The 26,848-nt window shown below is 58.6% G+C and carries 28 protein-coding genes; 9 read left to right on the forward strand and 19 right to left on the reverse strand.

Annotated features, from left to right (window positions below):
• The first annotated feature begins 100 nt into the window (after nt 1-100).
• The 3 genes from HU754_RS25705 to HU754_RS25715 are packed head-to-tail and all read left to right on the forward strand — an operon-like array spanning nt 101 to nt 3,265.
• Nucleotides 101-343 (forward strand): PP0621 family protein, encoded by a 243-nt coding sequence (locus HU754_RS25705; RefSeq protein WP_093434843.1) that lies wholly within the window; start codon nt 101-103, stop codon nt 341-343.
• Nucleotides 333-1,922, forward strand: coding sequence for a sensor histidine kinase (locus tag HU754_RS25710; protein ID WP_095048692.1), 1,590 nt, complete (start codon nt 333-335; stop codon nt 1,920-1,922). The genes HU754_RS25705 and HU754_RS25710 overlap by 11 nt, the downstream gene beginning before the upstream one ends.
• Entirely contained in the window at nt 1,919-3,265 is a 1,347-nt protein-coding gene (locus HU754_RS25715) for a sigma-54-dependent transcriptional regulator (protein WP_186623932.1), read from the forward strand. The genes HU754_RS25710 and HU754_RS25715 overlap by 4 nt, the downstream gene beginning before the upstream one ends.
• A 131-nt stretch (nt 3,266-3,396) precedes the next feature.
• On the opposite strand, the gene thiO is transcribed toward HU754_RS25715, so the two are convergent.
• From thiO to HU754_RS25750, 7 genes are read right to left on the reverse strand one after another with little or no spacing between them, the layout of a single operon-like run.
• Complete coding sequence (gene thiO, locus HU754_RS25720) at nt 3,397-4,497, reverse strand: glycine oxidase ThiO (RefSeq protein WP_186623934.1); 1,101 nt, start codon at nt 4,495-4,497, stop codon at nt 3,397-3,399.
• Between the two features lie 57 nt (nt 4,498-4,554).
• Entirely contained in the window at nt 4,555-4,956 is a 402-nt protein-coding gene (locus tag HU754_RS25725) for a type IV pilin protein (protein WP_186623936.1), read from the reverse strand.
• Nucleotides 4,957-4,971: 15 nt separating this feature from the next.
• Nucleotides 4,972-8,061, reverse strand: a complete 3,090-nt coding sequence (locus tag HU754_RS25730; RefSeq protein ID WP_186623938.1) for a pilus assembly protein — start codon at nt 8,059-8,061, stop codon at nt 4,972-4,974.
• On the reverse strand, nt 8,048-8,527 hold the full coding sequence (locus HU754_RS25735) for a pilus assembly PilX family protein (protein ID WP_095048697.1): 480 nt from the start codon (nt 8,525-8,527) through the stop codon (nt 8,048-8,050). The genes HU754_RS25730 and HU754_RS25735 overlap by 14 nt, the downstream gene beginning before the upstream one ends.
• A gap of 10 nt (nt 8,528-8,537) precedes the next feature.
• Entirely contained in the window at nt 8,538-9,251 is a 714-nt protein-coding gene (locus HU754_RS25740) for a PilW family protein (protein WP_095048698.1), read from the reverse strand.
• On the reverse strand, nt 9,248-9,697 hold the full coding sequence (pilV, locus tag HU754_RS25745; protein WP_186623940.1) for a type IV pilus modification protein PilV: 450 nt from the start codon (nt 9,695-9,697) through the stop codon (nt 9,248-9,250). Before pilV ends, HU754_RS25740 begins: the two co-directional genes overlap by 4 nt.
• The gene (locus tag HU754_RS25750) at nt 9,694-10,167 is read right to left on the reverse strand and encodes a GspH/FimT family pseudopilin (protein WP_186623942.1); all 474 of its coding nucleotides are present in this window, start codon (nt 10,165-10,167) and stop codon (nt 9,694-9,696) included. The genes pilV and HU754_RS25750 overlap by 4 nt, the downstream gene beginning before the upstream one ends.
• A gap of 130 nt (nt 10,168-10,297) precedes the next feature.
• Between HU754_RS25750 and HU754_RS25755 the strand changes: the two genes are divergently transcribed.
• Nucleotides 10,298-10,852 (forward strand): GspH/FimT family pseudopilin, encoded by a 555-nt coding sequence (locus HU754_RS25755; RefSeq protein WP_186623944.1) that lies wholly within the window; start codon nt 10,298-10,300, stop codon nt 10,850-10,852.
• Here HU754_RS25755 and ispH read toward each other — a convergent pair.
• From ispH to murJ, 6 genes are all read right to left on the reverse strand, one after another.
• Complete coding sequence (gene ispH / locus HU754_RS25760) at nt 10,824-11,768, reverse strand: 4-hydroxy-3-methylbut-2-enyl diphosphate reductase (RefSeq protein ID WP_186623946.1); 945 nt, start codon at nt 11,766-11,768, stop codon at nt 10,824-10,826. The two genes, HU754_RS25755 and ispH, sit on opposite strands and share 29 nt — an antisense overlap.
• A 76-nt stretch (nt 11,769-11,844) precedes the next feature.
• The gene (gene fkpB, locus HU754_RS25765) at nt 11,845-12,282 is read right to left on the reverse strand and encodes an FKBP-type peptidyl-prolyl cis-trans isomerase (protein WP_175559621.1); all 438 of its coding nucleotides are present in this window, start codon (nt 12,280-12,282) and stop codon (nt 11,845-11,847) included.
• 7 nt (nt 12,283-12,289) lie between these two features.
• The gene (gene lspA / locus HU754_RS25770) at nt 12,290-12,802 is read right to left on the reverse strand and encodes a signal peptidase II (RefSeq protein WP_007909836.1); all 513 of its coding nucleotides are present in this window, start codon (nt 12,800-12,802) and stop codon (nt 12,290-12,292) included.
• Nucleotides 12,795-15,626, reverse strand: coding sequence for an isoleucine--tRNA ligase (ileS, locus tag HU754_RS25775; RefSeq protein WP_093434808.1), 2,832 nt, complete (start codon nt 15,624-15,626; stop codon nt 12,795-12,797). Before ileS ends, lspA begins: the two co-directional genes overlap by 8 nt.
• A gap of 13 nt (nt 15,627-15,639) precedes the next feature.
• A complete protein-coding gene (gene ribF / locus HU754_RS25780) occupies nt 15,640-16,578 on the reverse strand; it encodes a bifunctional riboflavin kinase/FAD synthetase (RefSeq protein ID WP_186623948.1) in 939 nt (312 codons plus the stop codon).
• Nucleotides 16,579-16,707: 129 nt separating this feature from the next.
• Nucleotides 16,708-18,246: a murein biosynthesis integral membrane protein MurJ gene (gene murJ, locus HU754_RS25785; RefSeq protein WP_093434803.1), complete on the reverse strand. Its 1,539-nt coding sequence runs from the start codon at nt 18,244-18,246 to the stop codon at nt 16,708-16,710.
• Between the two features lie 252 nt (nt 18,247-18,498).
• Between murJ and rpsT the strand changes: the two genes are divergently transcribed.
• On the forward strand, nt 18,499-18,771 hold the full coding sequence (gene rpsT, locus HU754_RS25790; RefSeq protein ID WP_003228351.1) for a 30S ribosomal protein S20: 273 nt from the start codon (nt 18,499-18,501) through the stop codon (nt 18,769-18,771).
• A gap of 184 nt (nt 18,772-18,955) precedes the next feature.
• Here the strand turns inward: rpsT and HU754_RS25795 are convergent, their stop codons facing one another.
• From HU754_RS25795 to rplU, 5 genes are all read right to left on the reverse strand, one after another.
• Complete coding sequence (locus HU754_RS25795; protein ID WP_007909822.1) at nt 18,956-19,423, reverse strand: CreA family protein; 468 nt, start codon at nt 19,421-19,423, stop codon at nt 18,956-18,958.
• Between the two features lie 10 nt (nt 19,424-19,433).
• Nucleotides 19,434-20,552, reverse strand: a complete 1,119-nt coding sequence (gene proB, locus HU754_RS25800; RefSeq protein WP_099757225.1) for a glutamate 5-kinase — start codon at nt 20,550-20,552, stop codon at nt 19,434-19,436.
• Nucleotides 20,553-20,675: 123 nt separating this feature from the next.
• The gene (gene cgtA / locus HU754_RS25805) at nt 20,676-21,899 is read right to left on the reverse strand and encodes an Obg family GTPase CgtA (protein ID WP_186623957.1); all 1,224 of its coding nucleotides are present in this window, start codon (nt 21,897-21,899) and stop codon (nt 20,676-20,678) included.
• 193 nt (nt 21,900-22,092) lie between these two features.
• Nucleotides 22,093-22,350 carry a 50S ribosomal protein L27 gene (gene rpmA / locus HU754_RS25810; RefSeq protein WP_003176049.1) on the reverse strand — a complete coding sequence of 86 codons (258 nt, stop codon included), beginning with the start codon at nt 22,348-22,350 and terminating at the stop codon, nt 22,093-22,095.
• A 34-nt stretch (nt 22,351-22,384) separates the two neighbouring features.
• A complete protein-coding gene (gene rplU, locus HU754_RS25815; RefSeq protein ID WP_003176051.1) occupies nt 22,385-22,699 on the reverse strand; it encodes a 50S ribosomal protein L21 in 315 nt (104 codons plus the stop codon).
• Nucleotides 22,700-22,938: 239 nt separating this feature from the next.
• On the opposite strand from rplU, the gene HU754_RS25820 reads away from it, so the two are divergent.
• The 4 genes from HU754_RS25820 to HU754_RS25835 all read left to right on the forward strand — a co-directional run bounded on the left by HU754_RS25820 (nt 22,939) and on the right by HU754_RS25835 (nt 26,060).
• Nucleotides 22,939-23,907 (forward strand): polyprenyl synthetase family protein, encoded by a 969-nt coding sequence (locus HU754_RS25820; protein WP_007950962.1) that lies wholly within the window; start codon nt 22,939-22,941, stop codon nt 23,905-23,907.
• A 294-nt stretch (nt 23,908-24,201) separates the two neighbouring features.
• A complete protein-coding gene (locus HU754_RS25825; RefSeq protein ID WP_186623959.1) occupies nt 24,202-25,137 on the forward strand; it encodes an IS110 family transposase in 936 nt (311 codons plus the stop codon).
• A gap of 118 nt (nt 25,138-25,255) precedes the next feature.
• Nucleotides 25,256-25,597 carry a zinc ribbon domain-containing protein YjdM gene (locus tag HU754_RS25830; RefSeq protein WP_016986200.1) on the forward strand — a complete coding sequence of 114 codons (342 nt, stop codon included), beginning with the start codon at nt 25,256-25,258 and terminating at the stop codon, nt 25,595-25,597.
• 205 nt (nt 25,598-25,802) lie between these two features.
• Nucleotides 25,803-26,060, forward strand: coding sequence for a PA4570 family protein (locus tag HU754_RS25835; RefSeq protein WP_007909813.1), 258 nt, complete (start codon nt 25,803-25,805; stop codon nt 26,058-26,060).
• A gap of 110 nt (nt 26,061-26,170) precedes the next feature.
• On the opposite strand, the gene bamJ is transcribed toward HU754_RS25835, so the two are convergent.
• Nucleotides 26,171-26,788 carry a BamJ family beta-barrel-assembly machinery protein gene (bamJ, locus tag HU754_RS25840; RefSeq protein WP_008078561.1) on the reverse strand — a complete coding sequence of 206 codons (618 nt, stop codon included), beginning with the start codon at nt 26,786-26,788 and terminating at the stop codon, nt 26,171-26,173.
• Between the last annotated feature and the right edge of the window lie 60 nt (nt 26,789-26,848).

The raw sequence follows: 26,848 nt of genomic DNA on the forward strand, positions 1-26,848 counted from the left end.
ATCTGCGGATCTCCCTTTTTCATTTCTGCGCTTTAATCCGCTGTGCGCTTGTCGGGAGCTTGGCTAAACTGCCGGATCATCAGTCGGAAAGCCGCTCATCATGCTTCGTTTATTGTTCTGGATCGTCGTGATTTTTGCCGCGATATGGTTGTGGCGTAAATTCAAGGCGCCTGCCGCGTCCAATCAATCCAACCGTGCCCCTCGCGAACAGGACGCCCCACCAATGGTGCGTTGTGCCCATTGCGGCGTGCATCTGCCGCGCGACCGTGCGCTGAGCGTGCAACAACAGTGGTATTGCAGCCAGGCTCACCTTGAGCAAGGCCCAGGTACCCGTGATCGCTGAGGCCACCCACGCCGACAGCAAACAGGCGCAGCGCCTGCTGCGCCTTTATCATCTCTACCGCTTGAGTATCGGCATCACGCTGGTGCTGCTGATCTCCAGCAACATGGACAACCGCCTGCTGACGTCGGCCAACGACGAATTGCTGCGCGGTGGCAGTTGGCTGTATCTGATCCTCAACATTCTGTTGGTGGTGTTCCTCGAGAACACCCGACGGCCAGCGCAGCTGTTCAGTCTGGCCCTCGTCGATGTCCTGCTTTTATGCGGTTTGTTCTTTGCTGCGGGCGGCGTCGGTAGTGCGCTGGGCAATTTGCTGATTGTCTCTGTGGCGATCAGCAACACCCTGCTACGGCGGCGCATCGGGCTATTGATCGCCGCCATCGGTGCGCTGGGCATCGTCGGCTCGAGCTTCCTGCTCGGCTTCAACCATCCCCTTAGCGCCAATGAATACTTGCAGGCCGGCACCCTCGGTGCGCTGTGCTTTGCCGCGTCGTTGCTGGTGCAGGGACTGATCCGCCGCCTCGAAGTCAGCGAAACCCTTGCCGAGCAACGTGCCAGTGAAGTGGTCAGCCTCGAAGCCCTCAACGCGCTGATCCTGCAACGCATGCGCACCGGCATTCTGGTGCTCGACGAGGCGCGGCGAGTGCAACTGGCCAATCACAGCGCACAAACCCTGCTCGCGCAGTCGCACCTTCAGGGGCATTTGATCGATGACTATTCCACGGCGCTGGTCGATCGCCTGCAACTGTGGCTGAACAACCCGACCTTGCGCCCGCAGAGCCTGAAAATCCCCGGCAACGGCCTGGAACTGCAACCGAGCTTCATTGCCCTCGAACAAAGCCCCCACCAACAAACCCTGGTATTTCTCGAAGACCTCGCGCAAATCGCCCAGCAAGCCCAGCAACTTAAGCTCGCCGCACTCGGGCGCTTGACCGCCGGCATCGCCCACGAGATTCGCAATCCGTTGGGCGCCATCAGTCACGCCGCGCAGCTATTGGCTGAGTCCGAGGAACTCGATAGCGCGGATCGGCGTCTGACGCAGATCATTCAAGACCACTCCCAGCGCATGAACCGAGTCATCGAAAACGTCTTGCAACTGTCCCGCCGCCAGCAAAGCGCGCCGCAACGCCTGGATCTCAAGCCATGGCTGGAAAACTTCGTTGTCGAGAGTCGTGAACAGGCCAGCGAACGCCAGCAGATTCACCTGCGGATCAATTCGGGAGACTTCACCACGCTGATGGACCCGAACCAGCTCACGCAAATTCTCGACAATCTGCTACGCAATGGCTGGCGCCACAGCGCCCTGCTGCATGATCAGGCCGAAGTCTGGCTCTCGTTGTTCAGTGATCCCGACAGCCAGTTGGCGGTCCTCGAAGTGCAGGACAACGGCCCCGGCGTGCCTGCCGATGAACAGACACATCTGTTCGAACCCTTCTTCACCACCAGCAGCCAGGGCACCGGCCTTGGGCTTTATCTGTCCCGTGAGCTGTGCGAAAGCAACCAAGCGCGCCTAGACTTTCAGTCACGCCAAGGCGGCGGTTGCTTTCGCATCACCTTTGCTCACGGACGGAAACAAAGTTGAATACGAGCCCACGGCAAAAAATTCTCATCGTCGACGACGAACCGGATATCCGCGAACTCCTGGAAATCACCCTGGGACGGATGAAGCTCGACACCTACAGCGCACGCAATCTGGCTGAAGCCCAGGCGCTGCTGAACCGCGAGAGTTTCGATCTGTGCCTGACCGACATGCGCCTGCCCGACGGTACGGGGCTGGAGCTGGTGCAGCACATTCAGCAACGCTATCCACAACTGCCGGTGGCGATGATCACCGCCTATGGCAGCCTGGAAACGGCCATCAACGCTTTGAAAGCAGGTGCTTTCGACTTCCTCACCAAACCGGTGGACCTCACTCGTTTGCGCGAACTGGTCGGTACAGCCCTGCGCATGCCGGCGGCGGGAGGCAGCTTTACCTCCATCGATCGGCGCTTGCTCGGCGATTCGCCACCGATGCGCATTCTGCGCAAGCAAATCGACAAACTCGCTCGCAGTCAGGCGCCGGTGTACATCAGTGGCGAATCGGGCAGTGGCAAGGAACTGGTTGCGCGGCTGATCCATGAACAAGGGCCGCGCGCCGGCCAGCCGTTCGTGCCGGTGAACTGTGGGGCAATTCCTTCCGAGCTGATGGAAAGCGAGTTCTTCGGACATCGCAAAGGCAGTTTCACCGGCGCGGTCGAGGACAAGCCCGGGTTGTTTCAGGCAGCCCATGGCGGTACGTTGTTTCTCGATGAAGTGGCGGACTTGCCGTTGTCGATGCAAGTCAAACTGCTGCGGGCGATTCAGGAAAAAGCCGTGCGCAGTGTCGGCGGCCAGCAGGAAAGCGTGGTCGATGTGCGGATTCTCTGCGCCACACACAAGGATCTCGACGCGGAGGTCGCGGCCGAACGCTTTCGTCAGGACCTTTATTACCGCTTGAACGTGATCGAACTGCGCGTGCCGCCCTTGCGAGAGCGGCGCGATGACATCGAAGTGTTGGCGGCGCACATGCTCAAGCGTTTGGCCAAGGACACCGGCCAACCGGCAGCGCGTTTACATCCTCAGGCGTTGGAAGCGCTGAAGAATTACCGGTTTCCGGGGAATGTGCGGGAGTTGGAAAACGTGCTTGAGCGGGCACACACCTTGTGTGAGAACCGCACGATCGAGGCTGAAGATTTACGTCTGAGCGAAGGCAACTGCGCGGCGGACGGCGGTATTGCCGATCTGACGCAGATCGACAATCTGGAAGATTATCTGGAGAACGTTGAGAGGAAGCTGATCTTGCAGGCGCTGGAAGAAACGCGCTGGAATCGCACGGCGGCGGCGCAGCGGTTGAGTCTTTCGTTTCGTTCGATGCGCTATCGGCTGAAGAAACTGGGCCTGGATTGAGGACCCCTTCGCGAGCAGGCTCACTCCTACAGGGATCTAGGGTGTTCACAAAATGTGAGTTAACCGGAGATCCATTGTAGGAGTGAGCCTGCTCGCGATGACGGCCATCCGATCGCTGAAGAAATATCAGACTAGATCCGGCCCTCGGGCGCATACGGCGCCGGATCAATAATCGGCGTCCTTCCCAGCATCACATCGGCAAACAACTGGCACGACGCCGGCGCCAGCACCAGCCCATTGCGGTAATGCCCGCAGTTCAACCACAACCCGTCAAACCCCGGCACCCGGCCAATATAGGGAATGCCCTCCGGCGAACCCGGACGCAACCCCGCCCAGTGCCCGACCACTTCGGCATCCGCCAGCGCCGGCAGCAACTCCACTGCCGAAGCCTTGAGGCTTTCCAGCGCCACCTCGGTCGGCGTCTTGTCGTAACCTTCGTGCTCCAGCGTGCTGCCGATCAGGATATGCCCGTCACGACGCGGAATCGCATAACGGCCCTTGGCCAATACCATGCTCGGCAGAAAATCCGCTGCGCACTTGTAGAGAATCATCTGGCCTTTGACTGGCTCGACCGGCAGTGTCAGATCCAGCGTCTTGAGCAGATCGCCGCTCCACGCCCCCGCAGTCAGTACGACCTGATCGCCCTTGATCACACCCTTCGACGTCTCGACGCCAACAACCTGCTCACCCTCGCGGACAAACCCGCTGACTGCGCATTGTTCGTGAATGGTTACGTTCGGCAATGCCTGCAGTGCCGCTTTCAGTGATTTCACCAGACGCGGATTGCGCACGTTGGCGACATCAGCCATGTAGATCGCCCGCGCGAACCCGCCACCGAGCACCGGCACCGCATCATGTGCCGCCGAGATATCCACAGCCCGCAACGGGCGATTTTCCCGCTTGGCCCAGGCCAGCGCTTCGGCTTCATCATCCAGGTCCAGCCAGTACAGGCCCGTGGTGTGCACTTCAGGATCAACGCCAGTGTCGGCAAACAGACGCGCGCCGAGCTGTGGATAAAAATCCTGCGACCAGTGCGCCAGTGCGGTGACTGCCGGGCTATAGCGCCACGGATACAGCGGCGAAACGATACCGCCGCCCGCCCAGGACGATTCCTGGCCGAGGTTCGAGCGATCGAGCAGCACCACGCTGCGTACTTCGGAGGCGAGATTGTAGGCGGTCAGCAGGCCAATCACCCCGCCACCGACAATCACCACTTGCTGTTGCCTGGTCATGTTTGATCCAACCGTAAAAAAGACAGTGGGCGCAAAAGGCACCCGAAAGAAAGCGCCTCAGCGGCCCCAGCAATCCTTGGTGGTCAGCCCGGTGGTCGCGTTGTTCATACTGCGGACACCGGTGTTGGTCAGGGTGAAATCCCCGCACTTGTCGGTGGCCATGGACGTACCCGTTTTGCGGGTAGCGGTCAGCAGGAAGGTCTGGTCAGCGATGGTCGGGGTGATGGTGTAGAGATCATTGCCCGTGCTGAGTCCGGTGATGCCGGTATAGACATTGTTCTTGGTGTAGAAGCGTTCGAGGCTCTGCGCCTGCTCCGATAGCAAAGACACCACTTCAGCGCGACGGCCCTTTTTCAGGTACTCGGTATAGCTCGGTGCGGCGATGGTGATGACGATCCCGATGATCGCAATCACGATCATGATTTCGATCAGGGTGAAGCCTCGGTTGAATCTGCGCATGCCTCAAACTCTCACTTACTGTATTTGCCGCCACATGATACGACGGCTGCCACCGCCGCCCTTTTCCACAACGGTTGTGATGGTGCCACTGGTGTCGCCCACAAGCTTTTCGGTGGCATTTGCGGAGATGACGTTAAGGGTCGGAATGCCACCGGTGAATATCACGCCACTGGATATCGTGTCATTGCTGTCGACCAAACGGTCAGTATTGGTGTCGATGACGGCATAGTTGAGCATCTTACCGCTGAACGCATCCAGTTCGATCAGTTTGCCGGTACCAAAACTCGCACAGGGATCGGTGGTATCAACACTGGCCGTGGTAAAGACAATACGGCCCAGCACGATACTCGCCTGATTGATCACCCGCTCGCCGGTCAGCACGTTGTTGTACACCAGCGGCAGATACCAACCCTTCTCCGCCGGATACGTCGTGTCATTCTGCGTTGTGGTCAGAAACTGTCCAGAGCTGCCGGCAAATGACCCGGTGATCGCCTGCGGCTGCAGACTGCTGACAGTCAGTTGACCAGAACCACCATCGGCGTCCCATACGGAATAGAACGCCTGCAAATCCTTATTGGTCTTGTCGGCCGTTTCATTGAACTTGCCGGTACCGACGAAGATCTGTTTGCCGCCCAGCGCATTATCCGCCAGTAACGGCTGCGCGGTGATCGGTTGAGTCGCCCCGCCCGCCGTGGTGAACAGTGGCTTGCCGGAAAACGCCACGCCCCAACTGTCGGAGGACGTGGCACTCAGGTCGAACTTCCATAACCGCCCCTTCAAGTCGCCACCGTAAGCGGCCTGCACCACATTCGAAGAGTTGACCTTGAGTTTCACCGACGACAAACCGTTGCTGGTTTCCGTGCTGTCGATAACGATTTTCCTGATCAGCGAACCATCCAGCGCATCCAGTACATATAAAGCTGCAACGCCCGAATTGCTGCCGTAGCCGTTGGCAATGAATGTCGCCCAGCGACCATTGGCCAAGCGTGCCACTTCCGGACGGGCGTAGGCGTAACCCAGATCATTGAACGCGTTCGCCGTGTTGGCAGTGACCGGCGCACTGGCTTCCCACAATGCCCTGATGACATTGCCCGCCGAGGCATCAAACAGTTGCAGTCCATAAAAGGTTTTACCGCCGGCCCCAGTGCCACCAATGGCTAGAGTTTTCCAGTTGGTGCCGGCCTGCGCATCGAACACGCCGACCTGACCATCCACCAGAAACTTGTGGCTGACGCCGTTGACGTAGTTGGTGTCCGCGATCAGACGCAACGACGGCAGCACGCTGGAGGGCATGTACGCATAACGACGTGTGCCGTTCGCCGAATTGATCACGTTGACGAAACCGTCATTGGCGTTCACCACCAGACTGGCATTCATGTTTGCAGCCTTGGTCGTCAGGTAGTTGGTGTAACTGCTATCGCCCGACAGATCAGAGGCGCTCTTGTCTGCAGGCGACGCGAGTACCAGCGGCGAATTGATAATATCGCCAAGCAGCACACCGCGTACTTTGAGCCCGGTCTTGTTAGTCCCTTTGCTCCACTCCACAAGATCATTGCCGTTGATACCGGTGGGCAGGCCCTGATTCAGCGTCGTCTGCTGGGCTAGGGAAAAGTTGCCGAATGCCAGGGCTATCGGCGCATTGCTCACGGTGTTCCATGATTGAAAAGTCGGTGCCGTGGCAGAGGGCACGATGGTGGTGTCGGTCGTCCATTGCACAGCCGAGGTATTCACCGTGCCGGTCGCGGTAAAGCCGAACGACCTGATCGTGCCGCGCCAATCCTTGGGATCGTAAGTGGTTTGATAAAAACTGCTGCCAATGGTCAACGTGCTGCTGCTGGCGACGCCGGCACCACCAGAGCCAGCCTTGGAAGTGATATCACTCAACGCCGACGACAAGGCAGCATTGAGTCCCGTGCTGTCAGTCGCTTGGTAATACCTGCCCTGCCCATAACTGGCCGCGTCCGACAGCATGTCGTTGTCGGCGGTGAACCCCACGGTATAGGTGTTCATGTTCTGCTTGGGAAAATCCACCGCGTTCCAACTCTTGCCCGCCGCGTCGGTACCGGTCGAGCGCATGTCGATATCGAAGGCGAACTTGGCGATGTCATCCAGATACAGCGTGTCCCCTTCGTTGTCACCATTGAGATTGTTGCCGTCATTGTTGACGCCGTCCCAGTTCGGCAAACGGCTGCCGCCCAATGGGTCGTTAGTCGGGAAGGTTCGGTCGAAAGTGGGTAGACCGTCGGTAATCACGACGCCGTAGTTTTTCTGGCAGCGATACTGAATCGGGCTCGTGTAGGTAGTCGGCGTGCTGTTGTAGTACGGCGCCATACCGCGCATGTAGCGGGTGATTTCGTAATAGGCTTCCGCCAACGGCGTGTTGGCCACGGCGCTCAAGCCGTTGATGGAAGAGATCAGTGCGTTGTAATTGGTGTCGGCCTGGGCTTGAGTCACGCTGCCGGACACCGGCGACAAATCGGTGATCGATCGGGCGATGAAACCACCATTGCCCGAGTTGGTACTGGTGGCCGGGTTGAAGGTCGATAGGCCCATACGCAGGGTGCGGTTGCTGCTGACCAGTGCTATGGAAACGTTTCGCGCAACGTTTATTCGATAATCGTTGGGGATCGCTCCTGTGGTGAAGTCACGGGTGCCGTTGCTCGTGGCCAGGCCGACGATATAGGAAATGTAATCGGCGGAATATCGGGTGTTCTCATTGCCTACGGGGTCGGGCAGCTTCAGGCATAACGGCGCCACGCTGTTGTTGTAGAACGCATAGGCGCCGCCCGAGCACCCGGAGGTCGGCAGGCTCGATAGAAACACCGTGTCGCCGGTGATCTGCGGAGCATTGAGCGCAGAGCACAATCCCAGGAAGGCATTGCACTGCCGGGCGGGTGCACGGTTGATGTTCGGATCAAATCCGGCGGCGTAAATGATGCTGTTCATACTCCCCGAATCATCGATCAGCAGCATCACATTCGGTGGCACCGCTGCAGCACTCAACAGCGGCGAATCGGAGGGCGTGAATGCATAGACGGGCGTCGCCAGATACAAGCTCAGCAGCAGGCCGAGCAGCAGCGATGTGCAGCGTTCAATACTTCGCATAGACACTCTCCACCACACTGCGCGAGCTGCCGGCAATGCCGACAGCGGTGACGCGATACAACGTCGCAGAGGTGTTGCTCGGCACGTTGACGGCGGTCAGTGTGGTGCCGATGTTCTGCACACCATAGAAACCATTGCCGGCGGCGATCCAGGTCACCCCGGACGTCGAGTTGAACCCCGCCGCACTGACCACCGACGACTCCGCCGGCGGTGCGCATTGGGTGGTGCCGCTGCACACGGCGAGCGAATAACTGTCCAGTTGCACAGCGCTCTCCCCAACACGCAGAGCCGCCTCGGCCGTCTGGAACGACTGATTGCGCAGGCTCACACTGCCGGCCATTTTTTCCTGCAGGTTGGCGCTTTGCATCGACGACAAACCAATCAGGGTCAACAACAGCAGGAATACCAGACTGACCAGCAACACCATGCCTTGCTGAGTCTGACGGGAGTGAAGAGAAATCCTCATCAGCGCGCCCTCACTGCAAGCGGTTGCGCAAAGCGGCAACCACGTTGAAGGTTTGATTGCGCACCCGATTGTTCGGATCGTTGAGGGTCAGGCTCAGCCGCACACTGCGAATGCGCGCCGGATCGGCGGGGTTGGCGCTGTAGGTCGAGGCCGCCACATCCGTCGCCGAACTGGCCAGACCAAACGTCACGTTGAATGCACTGACATTGTTCACCAACACCTGCTGGGTCGGTGTGCCGCTGCCGGTGCCCATGAGAATCTGATTGTTGCTGAAGCTGTAGATCAGACGCCGGATCGGGAACGCGATTTGCCCGCTCGCCGGGGAGCGCAAGCCGGTATAGGCCGTTGCGCTATTGCGGCAGTCGGAGAGCACCGTCCAGGTTGGCGTGCCCCCGCCGCTGCCGATATCGGCGGTCACCAGTGTCAGTTTCAGGTTGGCATTGTCCCAGTTGATCGGCATGACCTGCGCAGCGTTGAAGTCGCCCGCGGAGCTCGAATCGAGGATCGTGCCCAGACAGCCGAACATCCCGACCATGCGAATTTCCTGAATCATCTTGCTCAATACGAACCGCGCGTCTTCCTGCATCGCGGCGGCAGTGTTCTGGCTGACATAGGTATTTTTCGCCGCGATGAAAATCTGCACCACGCCAAGCACCACAATCAGCCCCAATGCCAAAGCGATAAGTAATTCGATCAGACCGAATCCACGGTTTTGCTGCTTCATGGCGTGGCCACCGGATCAACCGCAGCGCGGCTGGTCAGGATAAAACTGCGTTGAGCACTGGCGGTGTTGGCTGCCCGTGCGTCGCTCCAGTTGATGGTGATGGTGTAAACGCGCTGATTGAGGCTGATGCTACCGGTGGCCGTCGGCCCGCCGAAATTGCTGATATTGGTGGAGAAGTCGTAGAGGTCTTGATCGCGGGCAACGCTCAGATTGCCCGAGGTCGGCGGTGTGACAGTGTAGTCAGCGCCGGAGTTGGCGCGGATGCGGTCCATCATGTCGTAGGCGATGAAACTGGCCTGACTGGTCATCCGTGAGCTGTCGGTGTACTTCAGCGCATTCAGTTGCACGGCCGCCGCGCCCAGCAACCCGACCGTCAGTATCAGCAACGCGACCAGCACCTCGATCAGCGTCATGCCCTGCTGTGCGTGTTGACTCCCTGCCCTCATCCGCAAGTTCCACCCAATTGAATTCGTCCGTTCAAACACACGTTCAGCGTCCTGCTTTGCGTTCCCAGCGTGTAACTTATGGCCACCGCCGTCGACGGTGCCGCCAGACCGCCAAGGTTGTTGAAATCCAGTGCGGTCACTCCTGAGGGTAGCGTCAGAGTCGCGCCGCTGCTCATCGCGGGAACAACCCGCAACACATTGGCCGGATTGCCAGTACTGTCGTAGACCGCCAGCTCACCGGTCCAGACGCTGCCACCAGCGGTTGGACGCAAGCGCAGCGTCGTACCACGGTCGATGGCCTCGAGCCTGGCGAAATTGATCGCCCGCTGCAGGTCGCCCATTTCGGTGTCGGCCTTGCTGCCCTGAACCGAACGGGTGAATGCCGGCACCGCCAGGGTGATCAGAATCACGAAGATCGCGATCGCAACCAACAACTCGATCAGCGTGAAACCTTTTGTACGAAGATCCATCGATGCCCTCCGTTGCCGTCGGCTATACCTGCTTCTACACGCTAGAACATTCAACCGGCCCGCGTCGGTTGATTTGCCCTGCCCGGCGCACGGAGCGCGCCGCTCATCACACTCCACGGAGGGATTTTTCATGCCGCAACAGGGTTTCAGCCTGATAGAACTGCTTATGGGACTGGCGATTGGCGCAATTGTTCTGCTGCTGGTCAGTCCGGCGTTTGCCGCGCTCAAAGAATCGAACCATCGGGATCAAGCGGCGCAATCGCTGCTCGATGGCCTTCGCAACGCCCGCACACTGGCCATCACGCGCAATCAGAGCGTGGTGATTCATGGCATCAACGGCGACTGGAGTCAGGGCTGGCGGATCATTCTGGATATCAGCGGCAAGGGGCAGAAAGACAGCAACAATCCACTGCTACAAGAAAGTGTGAGCGACACGCAGGTGCCAATTGTCGGCAATTGGTCGGTGAGTCGTTACGTACGTTTCAGCAGTCTGGGGCAACCGCTGATGCCCGGGCGGGCATTTCAGGCAGGGACATTACATGTCTGCTCGGCTCGCGAGCCGGTCAGCCAGCGTCAGATAGTACTGGCGGCGACCGGCCGTGTACGCCTGAACAGCCAAGAGACTGAGCAGGCGCTGTGCCACAAAAACCAGCGTGTCAGATCGAACGCACGCGCAGCTCTTTAGGCATCGAGAACGTGATGTTCTCTTCGCGACCGGCCAGCTCATCGGCACCGGTGGCACCCCAAGCCTGCAGTTGCTGAATCACACCACGCACCAGTACTTCCGGCGCGGAGGCACCGGCGGTGATGCCGATACGCTCAACGCCATCGAACCAGCTCTTTTGCAGGTCTTCCGCGCCGTCAATCAGGTAGGCCGGTGTGGCCATGCGCTCAGCAAGCTCACGCAGACGGTTGGAGTTGGAGCTGTTCGGGCTGCCAACCACCAGCACCACGTCGCACTCGTCGGCCAGTTGCTTGACCGCGTCCTGACGGTTTTGCGTGGCGTAGCAGATGTCGTCCTTGCGCGGACCGCCGATGGCCGGGAAGCGCGTGCGCAATGCATCGATGACGCGACTGGTGTCGTCCATCGACAGCGTGGTCTGGGTCACGAAAGCCAGTTTATCCGGGTTCTGCACCTGCAACTCGGCGACGTCATTCTCGTTTTCGACGAGGTAAATCGCGCCGCCATTGCTGCCGTCGTACTGACCCATGGTGCCTTCGACTTCCGGGTGTCCGGCGTGGCCGATCAGAATGCACTCACGGCCATCGCGGCTGTATTTAGCCACCTCAATGTGCACCTTGGTCACCAGAGGGCAGGTGGCGTCGAACACTTTCAGGCCACGGCCGGCGGCTTCGGTGCGTACGGCCTGGGATACGCCGTGAGCACTGAAGATCACGATAACGTCGTCCGGCACCTGATCCAGCTCTTCGACGAAGATCGCCCCGCGGCTGCGCAGGTCTTCCACGACGAACTTGTTGTGCACTACTTCGTGACGCACGTAGATCGGCGGCCCGAAGACTTCCAGGGCGCGGTTGACGATTTCGATCGCCCGGTCCACGCCAGCGCAGAAGCCACGGGGGTTGGCGAGTTTGATTTGCATGCTGTGCCTCGTGTCTTGCGCGCGAAAACAATGAATAACCAACTGGGTGGGAGCGAGCAGGCTCGCTCCCACATTTTTACAGCGCTTTAACGTTGATGATTTCCACGTCAAAGGTCAGCGTCTTGCCCGACAGCGGGTGGTTGAAGTCGATGGTCACTTGCGTGTCGTCGAACTCTTTCACCACACCCGGCAGCTCAGTATTGGCCGCGTCATTGAAGATCACCAGCAAACCCGGTGACAACTCCATATCGACGAACTGCGAACGCGGAATGATCTGTACGTTCTGCGGGTTCGGCTGACCGAAGGCGTTTTCCGGCTCGACGGTCAGCGTGCGCTTGTCGCCGGCCTTGAAGCCGAACAGCGCCGCTTCGAAACCCGGCAGCAGGTTGCCGTCGCCGACCTTGAAGGTCGCCGGGGCTTTGTCGAACGTACTGTCGACGGTGTCGCCGTTCTCCAGGCGCAATGCAAAGTGCAAGGTGACTTCCGTGTTCTGGCCGATGCGTTGCTCAGCCAATACCTGTTCAGTCATGAACGGCTTCTCCGGTCTTTTTACTTTTGAACATATCCAGTGCCAACATCACCGCGCCAACGGTAATGGCGCTGTCGGCGAAGTTGAACGCCGGGAAGTACCAGCGGTTCTGCCAGTGCACCAGAATGAAATCGATCACATGGCCCAAGGCAATGCGGTCATACAGATTGCCCAGCGCGCCACCCAGCACCAGCGCCAAAGCGACGGCCAGCCAGGTTTCGTTGCGGCCCAGGCGCTTGAGCCAGACCACCAGCACCGCACTGACCACAATCGCGATCAGGGCGAACAACCAGCGCTGCCAGCCGGAGCTGTCCGCCAGGAAGCTGAACGCCGCGCCGGTGTTGTAAGCCAGGGTCCAGCTGAAGTAATCAGGAATGATCACGATCTGCTGGAACATTTCGAGCTTGCCTTCGAAGTAGAACTTGCTGGCCTGGTCGATGACCAGAACCAGCAAACTCAACCACAGCCAGCTCAACCGTCCAAAACGGCCAACGGCATTAGGCATAGTGACGAACCTCGCCAGCGCCGCTGATGTTGTCGACGCAACGACCGCAGATTTCCGGATGCTCCGGGTTCACACCGACGTCTTCACGGCAGTGCCAGCAACGGGCGCATTTCGGGAAGGCCGATTTGACGATCTTCAGCTTCAGGCCGCTGACTTCAGTCACTACCGCGTCGGCCGGAGCCTGTACAAACGGTGCAACGCTGGCCGTCGAGGTGATCAAGACAAAGCGCAGTTCGTTGCTCAGCTTGGCCAGGTCGGCGCTCAGCGCGTCTTCGGCGTACAGCGTCACTTCGGCTTGCAGGTTGCCACCGACAGCTTTCGCTGCGCGCTGGATTTCCATTTCTTTGTTGACCGCTACCTTGACCGCCATCACGCGCTCCCAGTAGTCGCGGCCCAGCTCAACGTCGGCCGGCAGTTCGGTCAAACCTTCGTACCAGGTGTTAAGCATGACCGATTCGTTACGCTCGCCCGGCAGGTATTCCCACAGTTCGTCGGCGGTGAAGGCGAGGATCGGCGCGATCCAGCGCACCAGCGCTTCGGAGATGTGGAACAGCGCGGTTTGCGCCGAGCGGCGGGCCTTGCTGTTGGCGCCAGTGGTGTACTGACGGTCCTTGATGATGTCGAGGTAGAAACCGCCCAGCTCCTGCACGCAGAAGTTGTGGATCTTCGAGTAAACGTTCCAGAAACGGTATTCGCCGTAGTGCTCTTGCAGCTCACGTTGCAGCAGCAAGGTGCGGTCGACCGCCCAACGATCCAGCGCGAGCATTTCTTCAGCCGGCAGGATGTCGGTAGCCGGGTTGAAACCGCTCAGGTTCGAAAGCAGGAAGCGCGCGGTGTTTCGGATACGACGATAAGCGTCCGCACTGCGTTGCAGGATCTGATCGGAAACCGCCATTTCACCGGAGTAGTCAGTCGAAGCAACCCACAGACGCATGATGTCGGCGCCCAGAGTGTCGTTGACTTTCTGCGGCGCGATCACGTTACCCAGCGACTTGGACATCTTGCGGCCGGCTTCGTCGACGGTGAAACCGTGGGTCAGCAGTTCGCGGTACGGCGCGTGGTTGTCGATGGCGCAACCGGTCAGCAGCGACGAGTGGAACCAGCCACGGTGTTGGTCGGAACCTTCCAGGTACAGGTCGGCACGCGGGCCGCTCTCGTGACCCATCGGGTGCGAACCGCGCAGGACGTGCCAGTGCGTGGTGCCCGAATCGAACCAGACGTCGAGGGTGTCGCTGATCTTGTCGTACAGCGGCGCTTCGTCGCCGAGCAACTCGGCAGCGTCCATCTTGAACCAGGCTTCGATACCTTCGACTTCAACGCGCTTGGCCACTTCTTCCATCAGCTCGACGGTGCGTGGGTGCAGTTCGCCGCTTTCCTTGTTGAGGAAGAACGGGATCGGCACGCCCCAGTTGCGCTGACGCGAGATGCACCAGTCCGGGCGGTTGGCGATCATCGAGTGCAGACGCGCCTGGCCCCAGGCCGGAACGAATTTGGTGTCTTCGATGGCTTTGAGCGAGCGCACACGCAGGGTGTCACCGCTGGTTGGCTCTTTGTCCATGCCGATGAACCACTGCGCGGTGGCGCGGTAGATCAGCGGGGTCTTGTGGCGCCAGCAGTGCATGTAGCTGTGTTCGATGACGGTGGTGTGCAGCAGCGCACCGACTTCGGTCAGTTTGTCGACGATGGCCGGGTTGGCCTTCCAGATGAACTGGCCGCCGAAGAATTCCAGCGACGGCACGTACACGCCGTTGCTCTGCACCGGGTTGAGGATGTCGTCGTTGACCATGCCATATTTCTTGCAAGTCACGAAGTCGTCCACGCCGTAGGCCGGAGCGGAGTGAACCACGCCGGTACCAGCGCCCAGTTCGACGTAGTCAGCCAGATACACCGGCGACAGACGGTCATAGAACGGATGACGGAAGTTGATCAGTTCCAGCTGTTTACCGGTGGTGGTCGCGATGACCGAGCCTTCGACGCCATAGCGCGTCAGGCAGGCTTCGACCAGCTCTTCAGCCAGTACCAGCAGCTTGTCGCCGATGTCGACCAACGCGTAGTTGAATTCCGGGTGAACGTTGAGCGCCTGGTTGGCCGGGATGGTCCACGGGGTGGTGGTCCAGATCACGATCGAGGCAGGTTTGCCCAGCGACGGCAGACCGAACGCGGCAGCCAGTTGGGCTTCGTCAGCGATCGGGAAGGCGACGTCGATGGTCGAGGACTTTTTGGTCTCGTACTCGACTTCCGCTTCAGCCAGGGCCGAACCGCAGTCGAAGCACCAGTTCACAGGCTTGAGGCCCTTGAACACGAAACCGCCCTTGACGATTTCAGCGAGGGCGCGGATTTCACCGGCCTCGTTCTTGAAATCCATGGTCTTGTACGGGTTGGCCCAATCGCCCAGCACGCCGAGACGGATGAATTCGGACTTCTGCCCTTCGATCTGCTCGGTGGCGTAGGCACGGCACAGTTCGCGGGTCTTGTCCGCGCCCAGATTCTTGCCGTGGGTCACTTCAACCTTGTGCTCGATCGGCAGGCCGTGGCAGTCCCAACCCGGAACGTACGGCGCGTCGAAGCCCGACAGGGTCTTCGAGCGGATGATCATGTCCTTGAGAATCTTGTTCAGTGCGTGACCGATGTGGATCGTGCCGTTGGCATACGGAGGACCGTCGTGCAGAACGAACTTCGGACGATCCTTGCCAATCTCGCGCAACTTTCCGTACAGGCCAATACTGTCCCAGCGCTGCAGGATCTGCGGTTCGCGCTGTGGCAGGCCGGCCTTCATTGGGAAGGCGGTGTCCGGAAGGTTAAGCGTGGCTTTATAGTCGGTCATTTAAGGCTCTTCATTAGCGATGGGCGCTAGGTGCGGCTAGTGCACGGGCGGTGGCGACATCCGCATTGATCGCCGTTTTCAATGCCTCCAGGGAGGCGAAGCGCTGCTCTTCACGCAGCTTTTGGTGGAAAACCACCGTCAAACGCCGGTCATACAGATCGCCGGCAAAATCTAGAAGATGGACTTCAAGGTGGGCCTTGCCATCACCTTGTACCGTGGGTCGTACGCCGATATTGGCGACACCGGGCCAGGTCTTGCCGTCGATATCGACATTCACCAGGTACACACCTGTGAACGGCACGCGACGACGTTTGAGTTGAATGTTGGCAGTGGGCGTACCCAGTTGCCGGGCCAGTTTCTGGCCATGCAGCACGCGACCGGCAATGCGGTACGGGCGACCGAGCAAACGTTCGGCCAGGGCAAAATCGGCGGAAGCCAATGCATTACGCACCTGCGTACTGCTGACGCGAATGCCGTCCAGCTCGACGGTTTGTGCCGCTTCAACGGTAAAACCGTGCATCTGCCCGGCCTGCAGCAGGAAGTCGAAATCGCCGAGGCGGTCGCAACCGAAGCGGAAGTCGTCACCGACTTCCAGATGCTGCACGCCGAGACCATCAACGAGGATGGTGTCGACGAACTCGCTGGCGCTGAGCTTGCTCAAGCGCTGGTTGAACGCCAGGCACAACACCCGGTCGACGCCTTCGGCAGCCAGCAATTGCAGCTTGTCGCGCAAGCGGGCCAGACGCGCCGGCGCGGTCTCGGGGGCAAAGAATTCCCGTGGCTGCGGCTCGAAAATCACCACGCAGCTGGGTACGCCCAACTCGAGCGCACGCTCACGCAGTCGGGCCAGGATAGCCTGGTGACCACGGTGAACACCGTCAAAGTTGCCAATAGTGGCGACGCAGCCCCGATGCTGGGGGCGCAAGTTGTGGAGGCCTCGAACCAGCTGCATAACGCGCTTCTTGCTCATAAAGTGGTCGATTATAACCACACCCGACGGTCGACGACAGGCAACACCGTAACGCAAAGTGAACGAGCCGACAAAACTGCCGGCCCGCGCCTGTTTATAAAGGGTAAAACCTTAACTCAAGGCCTTGCGATTGAAGTCGCGCAAACGGAAACCAAGCAGCAGCAACATACCGAAATAGGCGACCACGCCCGCCGCGACCAATGCGCCCAGACGCAGGAAGCGCTCAAGCATGTGCCCTTGGTCCCACGCCGGCATGAAATGCATGCCAACCAGTAACACCGCCGACATCACCGCCACCGCGACCACAAGCTTGAAGGCGAACTTGGCCCAACCCGGTTGCGGCTGATACATCTGCTGCTTGCGCAGTTGATAGAACAGCAACCCGGCATTCAGGCAGGCACCGGCGCTGATCGCCAAGGCCAGACCGGCATGAGCCAGCGGGCCGATCAACATCAAGTTGAACAACTGCGTGCACACCAGAGTGAATATTGCGATTTTCACCGGGGTACGGATGTTCTGCTGCGCATAGAAGCCCGGCGCCAACACCTTGATCACAATAATCCCGAGCAGACCGACAGAATAGGCAATCAGCGCACGCTGAGTCATTTCAGCGTCGAAACCACTGAACTGACCGTACTGGAACAGCGAAACGGTCAGCGGCTCAGCAAGAATCCCCAGCGCCAGCGAGCAAGGCAGCACCAATACGAAGCACAGGCGCAGACCCCAATCGAGAATCCGCGAATATTCGTGGCGATCCTTGCTCGCGTAAGTTTTGGCCAGCGTCGGCAGCAGAATCGTCCCCAGCGCCACACCCAGCACGCCGGATGGCAATTCCATCAAGCGGTCGGCGTAATACATCCACGACACCGAACCCGCGACCAGAAATGAGGCGAAAATCGTGTTGATGATCAGCGAAATCTGGCTGACCGAGACACCGAGAATCGCCGGCAGCATCTGCTTCATCACGCGCCAGACACCGGTATCACGCAGATTCAGACGCGGCAGCACCAGCATGCCGATCTTTTTCAGGTGCGGCAGTTGATAGAGCAACTGCGCCAGACCGCCGACCAAGACCGCCCAACCCAATGCCATGACCGGCGGATCGAAGTACGGCGTGAGGAACAGCGAAAACACAATCATGCTGACGTTGAGCAACGTTGGCACAAAGGCCGGCACTGAGAAACGGTTCCAGGTATTGAGGATCGCCCCGGCCAGCGATGACAGGGATATCAGCAATATATACGGGAAGGTCACCCGCAACAGATCGGAGGTGAGCTGGAATTTTTCCGGCGTATCGGTAAAACCGGGCGCGGTGGCCCAGATCACCCAAGGCGCGGCGATCATGCCCAGCGCAGTGACAACCGCCAGCACCAACGTCAGCAAGCCCGATACGTAGGCAATGAACGTGCGCGTCGCCTCTTCGCCCTGCTGGCTCTTGTATTCGGCCAGAATCGGCACGAATGCCTGCGAGAAAGCGCCCTCAGCGAAGATTCGCCGCAGCAGATTGGGCAGTTTGAAGGCAATAAAGAAGGCATCCGTCGCCATCCCGGCGCCGAATGTACGGGCAATCAGCGTGTCACGAACAAAGCCCAGAATCCGGGAAAGCATCGTGATAGAGCTGACGGCGGCCAACGATTTGAGCAGATTCATTGAGGGAATTTGTGCCTGTCGATAAACAGCAGGCGAACAAAGCGCCTACTTGTGCGATACTCCGCGCCGCAGCAGCACAGAGCCAAAGCTCGCGAGTTTACAGGTCAAGCGCCGGAAATAAATATCCCGCCTCTTTATACCTACCACTTAGCGGAACGTTTCAAGTGCCCTTGACAAGACTTCAACTCATCGGCATGATTCGCGGCCTATTTTGTTTGCTATTTCCTAAAAAGTCTTTCGAGGAGCTCGACGGTGGCCAACTCACCTTCCGCCAAAAAACGTGCAAAACAGGCTGAGAAGCGTCGCAGCCACAACGCCAGCCTGCGTTCCATGGTTCGCACCTACATCAAGAATGTAGTTAAAGCCATCGACGCAAAAGACGCTGAAAAAGCTCAAGCTGCATACGTTCTGGCTGTGCCAGTTATCGACCGTATGGCCGATAAAGGCATCATCCACAAGAACAAGGCTGCTCGCCATAAGAGCCGCCTGAATGGCCACGTCAAAGCGCTGAAAGAAGCTGCTTAATCCGACGTAGTCATTAAAAAACCGACCTTAGGGTCGGTTTTTTATTGCCTGTGATTTAACAAATCCCAGCGCAAAAAAATGTAGGAGTGAGCCTGCTCGCGATAGCGGTGTCACAGTCAATAATTGCATCGACTGACACACCGCTATCGCGAGCAGGCTCACTCCTACAGTTGGTTTTGCGGTGTTATTGCTGGACGGGTACCCACGGCAGGATCGGGATCGCGGTCACGGCATTCTGCGGACTGCCTTCGATCAAGCGATCGCTGTAGACCAGATACACCAGCGTATTGCGCTTCTTGTCCAGGAATCGCACCACCTGCATGGTCTTGAATACCAGCGAAGTGCGCTCCTTGAACACTTCATCGCCATCCTTCAAATCACCCTTGAACTTGATCGGGCCGACCTGACGGCAAGCGATCGACGCTTCTGCGCGATCTTCAGCCAGACCCAGACCACCCTTCACACCACCCGTCTTGGCGCGCGACAGGTAGCAGGTCACCCCCTCAACTTTCGGATCATCGAAAGCCTCGACCACAATGCGGTCGTTCGGACCGACAAACTTGAACACCGTCGACACCTGACCGATTTCCTCGGCCGAGGCCAGCAATGGCATCGCCATCAGCAAGCCCAACAATCCTTTCGCTAAACGCATCGAATTTTCCTTAGACCAGAATCAGATTGTCACGGTGAACCAGCTCAGGCTCCGCCATGTAACCAAGCAAACCGACAATCGCATCCGACGACTGACCGATGATTTTTTGTGCTTCCAGCGCACTGTAGTTGGCCAGGCCACGAGCAATCTCACGACCATCGGGCGCCACGCAGACGACCATCTCGCCGCGACGGAAACTGCCCTGCACCAACTTCACACCTACCGGCAGCAAACTTTTATTGCCCTTGGACAACGCCGACACTGCCCCCTCGTCCAACACCAACGTGCCGCGAGTCTGCAGATGCCCGGCCAGCCATTGCTTGCGCGCCGCGAGCATGCCGCGCTCAGGCGACAGCAACGTACCGATACGCTCACCCGCCTTCAGACGATCAAGCACACGCTCAAGACGCCCACCAACAATGATGGTGTGCGCACCGGAACGTGCAGCCAGTCGCGCAGCACGCAACTTGGTCTGCATACCGCCACGCCCCAGCGCACCGCCCGTACCACCCGCTACCGCATCGAGACTCGGATCATCGGCGCGCGCTTCGTAAATCAGCTGCGCCTCGGGATTATTGCGCGGATCGGCGTCAAACATGCCATCGCGGTCGGTCAGGATCACCAGCAAATCCGCCTCGACCAGGTTAGCCACCAGCGCCGCCAGGGTGTCGTTGTCGCCAAAGCGGATTTCGTCGGTGACCACGGTGTCGTTTTCGTTGATCACCGGGATGACTTTCAGGTCGACCAATGCGCGCAAAGTGCTGCGGGCGTTGAGGTAGCGCTTGCGGTCGGACAAATCGTCGTGAGTCAGGAGAATCTGCGCAGTGTGCCGGCCATGCTCGGCGAAACTCGATTCCCACGCCTGCACCAGACCCATCTGACCAATCGCAGCGGCTGCCTGGAGCTCGTGCATCGCACTGGGTCGTGCGGTCCAGCCCAAACGGCTCATGCCGGCCGCTACCGCCCCGGAGGACACCAGCACCAACTCGACGCCAGCCTCATGCAAGGCCACCATCTGCTCCACCCAGACACTCATTGCCGCGCGATCCAGCCCTTTGCCATCAGCTGTCAGCAAAGCGCTGCCGATCTTCACGACCCAACGCTGCGCACCTGTCACCTTGCTCCGCATCATCTTCAACCTTAGCTTGAGGGCAGCGCGACCCAGCGCCGCCCATGACGTTATTTGTGACTTGCGATTTCCAGATACTAAAACGCCGCTCGATTGAGCGGCGCTTAAGTTTACTGCAACGAATCAGTCACGCACGTAAATGATTTCCGGACCGTCTTCGTCATCCACATCTTCTTCGTCCCAATCATCGTCGCCGATGTCATGGACCGACTTCACGCCGCTGCGACGCAGGGCACGCTTGTCATCCAGCGCCTGCAGTTGCGCGCGCGCTTCGTCTTCGATGCGCTGATCAAGATCGGCCAGCTCTTCCTTGTAAGCCGGGTCATTGGCCAAGCGATCGGCACGATCTTCCATGTAACGCATGATGTCGTGACACAGACGCTCGGTACCGATCTTGGCGATCGCCGAGATCACATAGACCGGACCGGTCCACTGCAGGCGATCAACGATTTCCTTGACGCGCTCTTCGTGCTCTTCTTCAAGGATCTGGTCGCACTTGTTCAGCACCAGCCAGCGATCACGCTCGGCCAGGGACGGGCTGAACTTGATCAGTTCGTTGACGATCACTTCAGCGGCATCCGGCGCGCTGGAATCATCCAGCGGCGCCATATCGACGAGGTGTAGCAACAGACGCGTACGCGCCAAGTGCTTGAGGAAGCGAATGCCCAGGCCAGCACCGTCGGAAGCGCCTTCGATCAGACCCGGAATATCGGCAATGACGAAGCTCTTCCAGCGATCGACGCTGACCACACCCAGGTTCGGCACCAGCGTGGTGAACGGATAGTCAGCCACTTTCGGCTTGGCCGCAGAAACGGAACGGATAAAGGTACTTTTACCGGCGTTCGGCAAGCCCAGCAGACCGACGTCAGCCAGTACTTTCATTTCCAGTTTCAGGTCGCGCTGCTCACCCGGCTTACCCGGCGTGGTCTGACGCGGCGCCCGGTTGGTACTGGATTTGAAACGGGTGTTACCCAGACCGTGCCAACCACCCTGCACGACCATCAGTTTCTGGCCAGCCTTGGTCAGGTCGCCAATCACTTCCTGGGTAGCAGAGTCGATCACCGTAGTGCCGACCGGCACGCGCAGGATCAGGTCTTCGCCCTTCTTGCCGGTGCAGTCAGTGCTGCCGCCATTGGAGCCACGCTCGGCATCGAAGTGCCGGGTGTAACGGTAGTCGACCAGGGTGTTGAGGTTTTCGTCAGCCATCATGTAGATGGAACCGCCGTCACCGCCATCACCGCCGTTCGGGCCACCGTTTTCGATGAATTTTTCCCGACGGAAACTCATGGCGCCATTGCCGCCGTCACCAGCCTTTACGCGAATCGATACTTCATCAACAAACTTCATAACCAACGCCTCTCGCCGTACGGACGAGCCGAAAAACAATCAAGACATAAGACTCTTGCAAAAATGAGCGCAGCGACCCCAAAACACGACCTGCATCGCACGCCGACAGCCCATACAAACAGTTTTGCAAGAGACTCACCCCACAAACGAAAAAGCCCCGTCGCGAGACAGGGCTTTTCCAGCGATCGCGCAATTAAGCTGCGACAACGCTCACGTAACGGCGGTTGAACGCGCCTTTTACTTCAAACTTGATCACGCCTTCGATTTTCGCGAAGAGGGTGTGATCCTTACCCATGCCAACGCCGTAGCCAGCGTGGAATTGGGTGCCGCGCTGACGCACGATGATGTTGCCCGGAATGATTTTCTGGCCGCCATACATCTTAACGCCAAGGCGTTTGGCTTCTGAGTCGCGACCGTTACGGGTACTACCACCAGCTTTTTTGTGTGCCATGAGTCAATTCTCCTAGTGAGGAATTAGGCTGAAATTAAGCCTGAATACCGGTGATTTTGATCTCGGTGTACCACTGGCGGTGGCCCATACGCTTCATGTGGTGCTTACGGCGACGGAACTTGATGATGCGGACTTTATCGTGACGACCTTGGGAGATCACTTCAGCCACAACGGTAGCGCCAGCAACAACTGGAGCGCCGATATTCACGTCGTCGCCATTGGCAACCAACAGAACGCGATCAAAGGTAACGGATTCGCCGGTAGCGATTTCCAGTTTTTCGATCTTCAGGTATTCACCCGGGGCGACTTTGTACTGCTTGCCGCCAGTAACGATTACTGCATAAGACATGGTATTTCTCCGATAATCCTGCTCACCCAGCTCTTTATAAGAAGAGGTATTGGCTGGCATGGCTGCATAAGGCTGGAAGGCCCGTTGCAATTGCGTAAGGCAGGTGCTGCCCAGGAAGTTCAGGGTGCGCGATTGTACGCAAGGTGCCGCAGGCTTGCAAGTAGCCGTCTATCGCGCCTTGACAGGTCTGGATGGGGGTCCTAGCATGCCGCGCAACCCTTCTGGAGCGACTCTCGCTGATGCAACCCCAAGCTTTCTACCGCGCGGTGGCGGACGATTTTAGCGCCGTCGACGGCATCATCAAGAAGCAGCTGACTTCCCGAGTACCGCTGGTATCGAAAATCGGCGATTACATTACCTCGGCCGGCGGCAAACGTCTGCGTCCTTTATTAGTGTTGCTGTGTGGCAAGGCCCTGGGTCGCGAAGGCGACGACATGCGCCTGCTGGCCGCCACCATCGAATTCCTGCACACCGCCACCCTGCTGCATGACGACGTGGTCGACATGTCCGGCATGCGCCGTGGCCGTTCGACCGCCAACGCCATGTGGGGCAACGCCCCGAGCGTGCTGGTCGGCGATTTCCTGTACTCGCGCTCGTTCGAAATGATGGTCGAACTGGGCTCGATGCCGGTGATGAAGATCCTGTCCCAGGCCACGCGCATCATCGCTGAAGGCGAAGTACTGCAACTGTCCAAGGTGCGCGACGCCAGCACCACCGAAGAAACCTATATGGAAGTCATCCGCGGCAAGACCGCGATGCTCTTCGAAGCTTCGACCCACAGCGCCGCTGCATTGGCCGGTGCTACCGCTGAGCAGAGCGAAGCCTTGCGCACCTTCGGCGACCACCTCGGTGTGGCGTTCCAACTGGTCGACGACCTGCTCGACTACAAGGGCGACGCCGAGACCCTGGGCAAGAACGTCGGTGACGATCTGGCCGAAGGCAAACCGACCCTGCCGCTTATCTACACCATGCGCGAAGGCACGCCGGAACAGGCTGCACTGGTGCGTCAGGCGATCCAGAAAGGCGGGATCGAAGACCTGGAAAGCATCCGCATTGCCGTGGAAGCCTCCGGTTCGCTTGAGTACACCGCGCAACTGGCCCGCGATTACGTGGCCCGTGCGATCAAGTGCCTCGATGCCCTGCCGGCCAGCGAATACCGCGATGCGCTGGTTGAACTGAGCGAGTTTGCGGTCGCCCGTACGCACTGATACAGCCCACTGTGGGAGCGAGCCTGCTCGCGAAAGCAATCTGCCAATCGACATCAATGTTGACTGACACACCGCTTTCGCGAGCAGGCTCGCTTGTATGTTTAGACTTGAAGGGGTGGGCGGGACTACAGACTCGATTCTGACTCTGACCAGTACAGACCGTGGGAGACTTCTCGTCCCGCCCCTTCTACCCAAAGCGCCGATAAGGAATTCATCGGTAAACCGACGATAGAGACAAGCCAGCGCAACGGTAGCCCCCAACAAGCTCTTAAACCCTAGCTCCGAGGATTCGTCATGACAATCCTTACATCGCAGACGGTTGTTGGTATCGATATCGCCAAGGCCGAGGTCGTTGTCTATCGTGCTGACCTGGAAACAATTGAGTCGGTCAAAAATGATCGAGCCTCCCTCAAACGTTGGCTCAAAACTTTGCCCGCGCAAAGCGCTATTGCTGTCGAAGCCACCAACATCTACCACTTGGAGACTGTTGATCTGGCTCATACGATGGGGCATCAGGTCTATGTCGTAGATGCTTATCGAGTTAGCCATTATCGTCGCGGGGTCGGTCAACGGGCCAAAAATGATCCCTGCGATGCACGCGTGCTCGCGCGTTATTTGACGAATGAGCAAAGCAAATTGCGGCTTTGGAACCCGCCACCCAAGGCCTATACCGTACTGAAAAGCTTGCTGCACAGACGCGCGACGTTAATTCAGAACCATACGGGGCTAATGTTGAGCTGGGCGGATGAACCCTTGCTGAAAAAAGAACGTACTGCCCAGCAAAAGGCCTTCGAGCGATCCGATCAGGTCATTCAGAAACTACTGCGCAAGGTCAGCAAAGAGGCGGGTATCGAAGATAATATTGACCGCTGCAAAGCGATCGAAGGCGTCGGAGAGCTGACTGCAACCGGGTTGGCAACGACCTACATGCGCGGTGACTTTGCCAATAGCGATGCCTTCATCGCGTTTCTGGGTATGGATCTGACGGTAGACGATTCGGGTAAAAAGAATGGCCCGAGATTCCTGACCAAAAAAGGAGATCCGGAGATCCGTCGGTTGACGTACAACGCCGCGATGGCGGCGAGTCGCTCAGCCAAGTGGAAACCATTTTACGAGTCTTACCTGGCCAGAGGCTTCTCGAAAACACAGGCGTTGGTGGCCCTTGCTCGCAAGCTCTGTCGAGTGGCATTCGCCCTGATGAAAAGTCAGGGCGAATACCGATTAGCCTGAGATTTTAGGGTTGCTGGGCAACATAGAATCTCCCACAGTTGTTTCTGCGCTATGCCCTCCCTCGCGTAAAACCCTATACAATGTGCGACTTTTAGCGATCCATACCCAAGGAGCCTTAGTGAGCACGTTGCCACCCTGCCCGAAATGCAATTCCGAATACACCTACGAAGACGGTACCCAACTGGTGTGCCCGGAGTGCGCCCACGAGTGGTCCGCCAGCGGCGAAGCCGAAGTGGCGTCTGATGATGCCGTGAAGAAAGACTCGGTCGGCAACGTCCTGCAGGACGGCGACACCATCACCGTGATCAAGGATCTGAAGGTCAAGGGCACTTCGCTGGTGGTCAAGGTCGGCACCAAGGTCAAGAACATCCGTCTGTGCGATGGCGACCACGATATCGACTGCAAGATCGACGGTATCGGCCCGATGAAACTCAAATCCGAGTTCGTCAGAAAGGTCTGATTCCGTTGTCATCCATCCCGCGCCAGGCGTGGGATGGAGCTTCGCCCTCCCCGCTCTACCCCAGCAAAACCGCGCAATAGCCAAACGCCAGCCGTTTTGACCTTACGCAATCTTTACCCGGAAAATTTCAGAATCCGCCAATAGACGCTTGCTATTTGACGAATAAGAATTATTCTCATTGAAACCCTTCAAGGAGATGAGAACCATGACTTATTTGATCGACGCGTGGCTGGATCGCCCACACCCTTACCTCAGAATCCTCCATCGGGAAACCGGTGAAGTCTGTGCGGTGCTTGAAGAAGAAGCCTTGCATGAACTGCAGGATCAAGGGGATCTGGACGTCAGCAGTCTCAATTCCAGCGAACCATTGGTGCTCAAGGAGCTGGTGCGCAATCTGTTTCTGTTCTGCTATGCCCGGGCCTTGCGCCCGACCAGTGAACTGCAGCACAAGATAGAACTATGAGCAGTAATACAAAACCTGTGGGAGCGAGCTTGCTCACGAAGGCTTCAACTCGAATCTCAAGTTAGATCCAGTCGCCTGCATTCGCGAGCAAGCTCGCTCCCACAAAGGTCTTACAGAACGTCCAGCAGCTCGACGTCGAATACCAGAACGCTGTGCGGCGGGATGCTGCCAACGCCTTGAGCGCCGTAAGCCAGTTCGCTCGGCACGTACAGACGCCATTTGCTGCCGGCATTCATCAGTTGCAGGGCTTCGGTCCAGCCAGCGATCACGCCGCCAACCGGGAATTCTGCAGGCTGGCCACGCTCGTAGGAGCTGTCGAACACAGTGCCGTCGATCAGTGTGCCGTGGTAGTGAGTACGGACCTGGTCTTCACGGGTAGGCTTGGCGCCTTCGCCCTGAGTCAGCACTTCGAATTGCAGGCCGGAAGCCAGGGTGGTGATGCCATCACGCTTGGCGTTTTCAGCCAGGAAAGCCAGGCCTTCGCCAGCAGCGGCTTCAGCTTTGGCAGCGGCTTCGGCTTGCATGATTTCGCGGATAACCTTGAAGCTGGCGGACATTTCTTCCTGACCCACACGGCTTTCCTTGCCGGCGAAAGCGTCGGTCAGACCGGCCAGGATCGCGTCCAGGCTAACGCCCGGTGGCGGGTTGTCGCGCAGCTGGTCGCCCAGTTGACGGCCGATGCCGTAGCTGACGCGGGTTTCGTCGGTGGACAGATTTACTTCGGACATGACACTGCTCCGCTGTGCGGACGGCCACAAGACTTGCCGTGCGAGCACAGCGCGTCCCGG

The organism is Pseudomonas zeae (assembly GCF_014268485.2).
GTDB classification, from domain to species: Bacteria; Pseudomonadota; Gammaproteobacteria; order Pseudomonadales; family Pseudomonadaceae; genus Aquipseudomonas; species Aquipseudomonas neuropathica.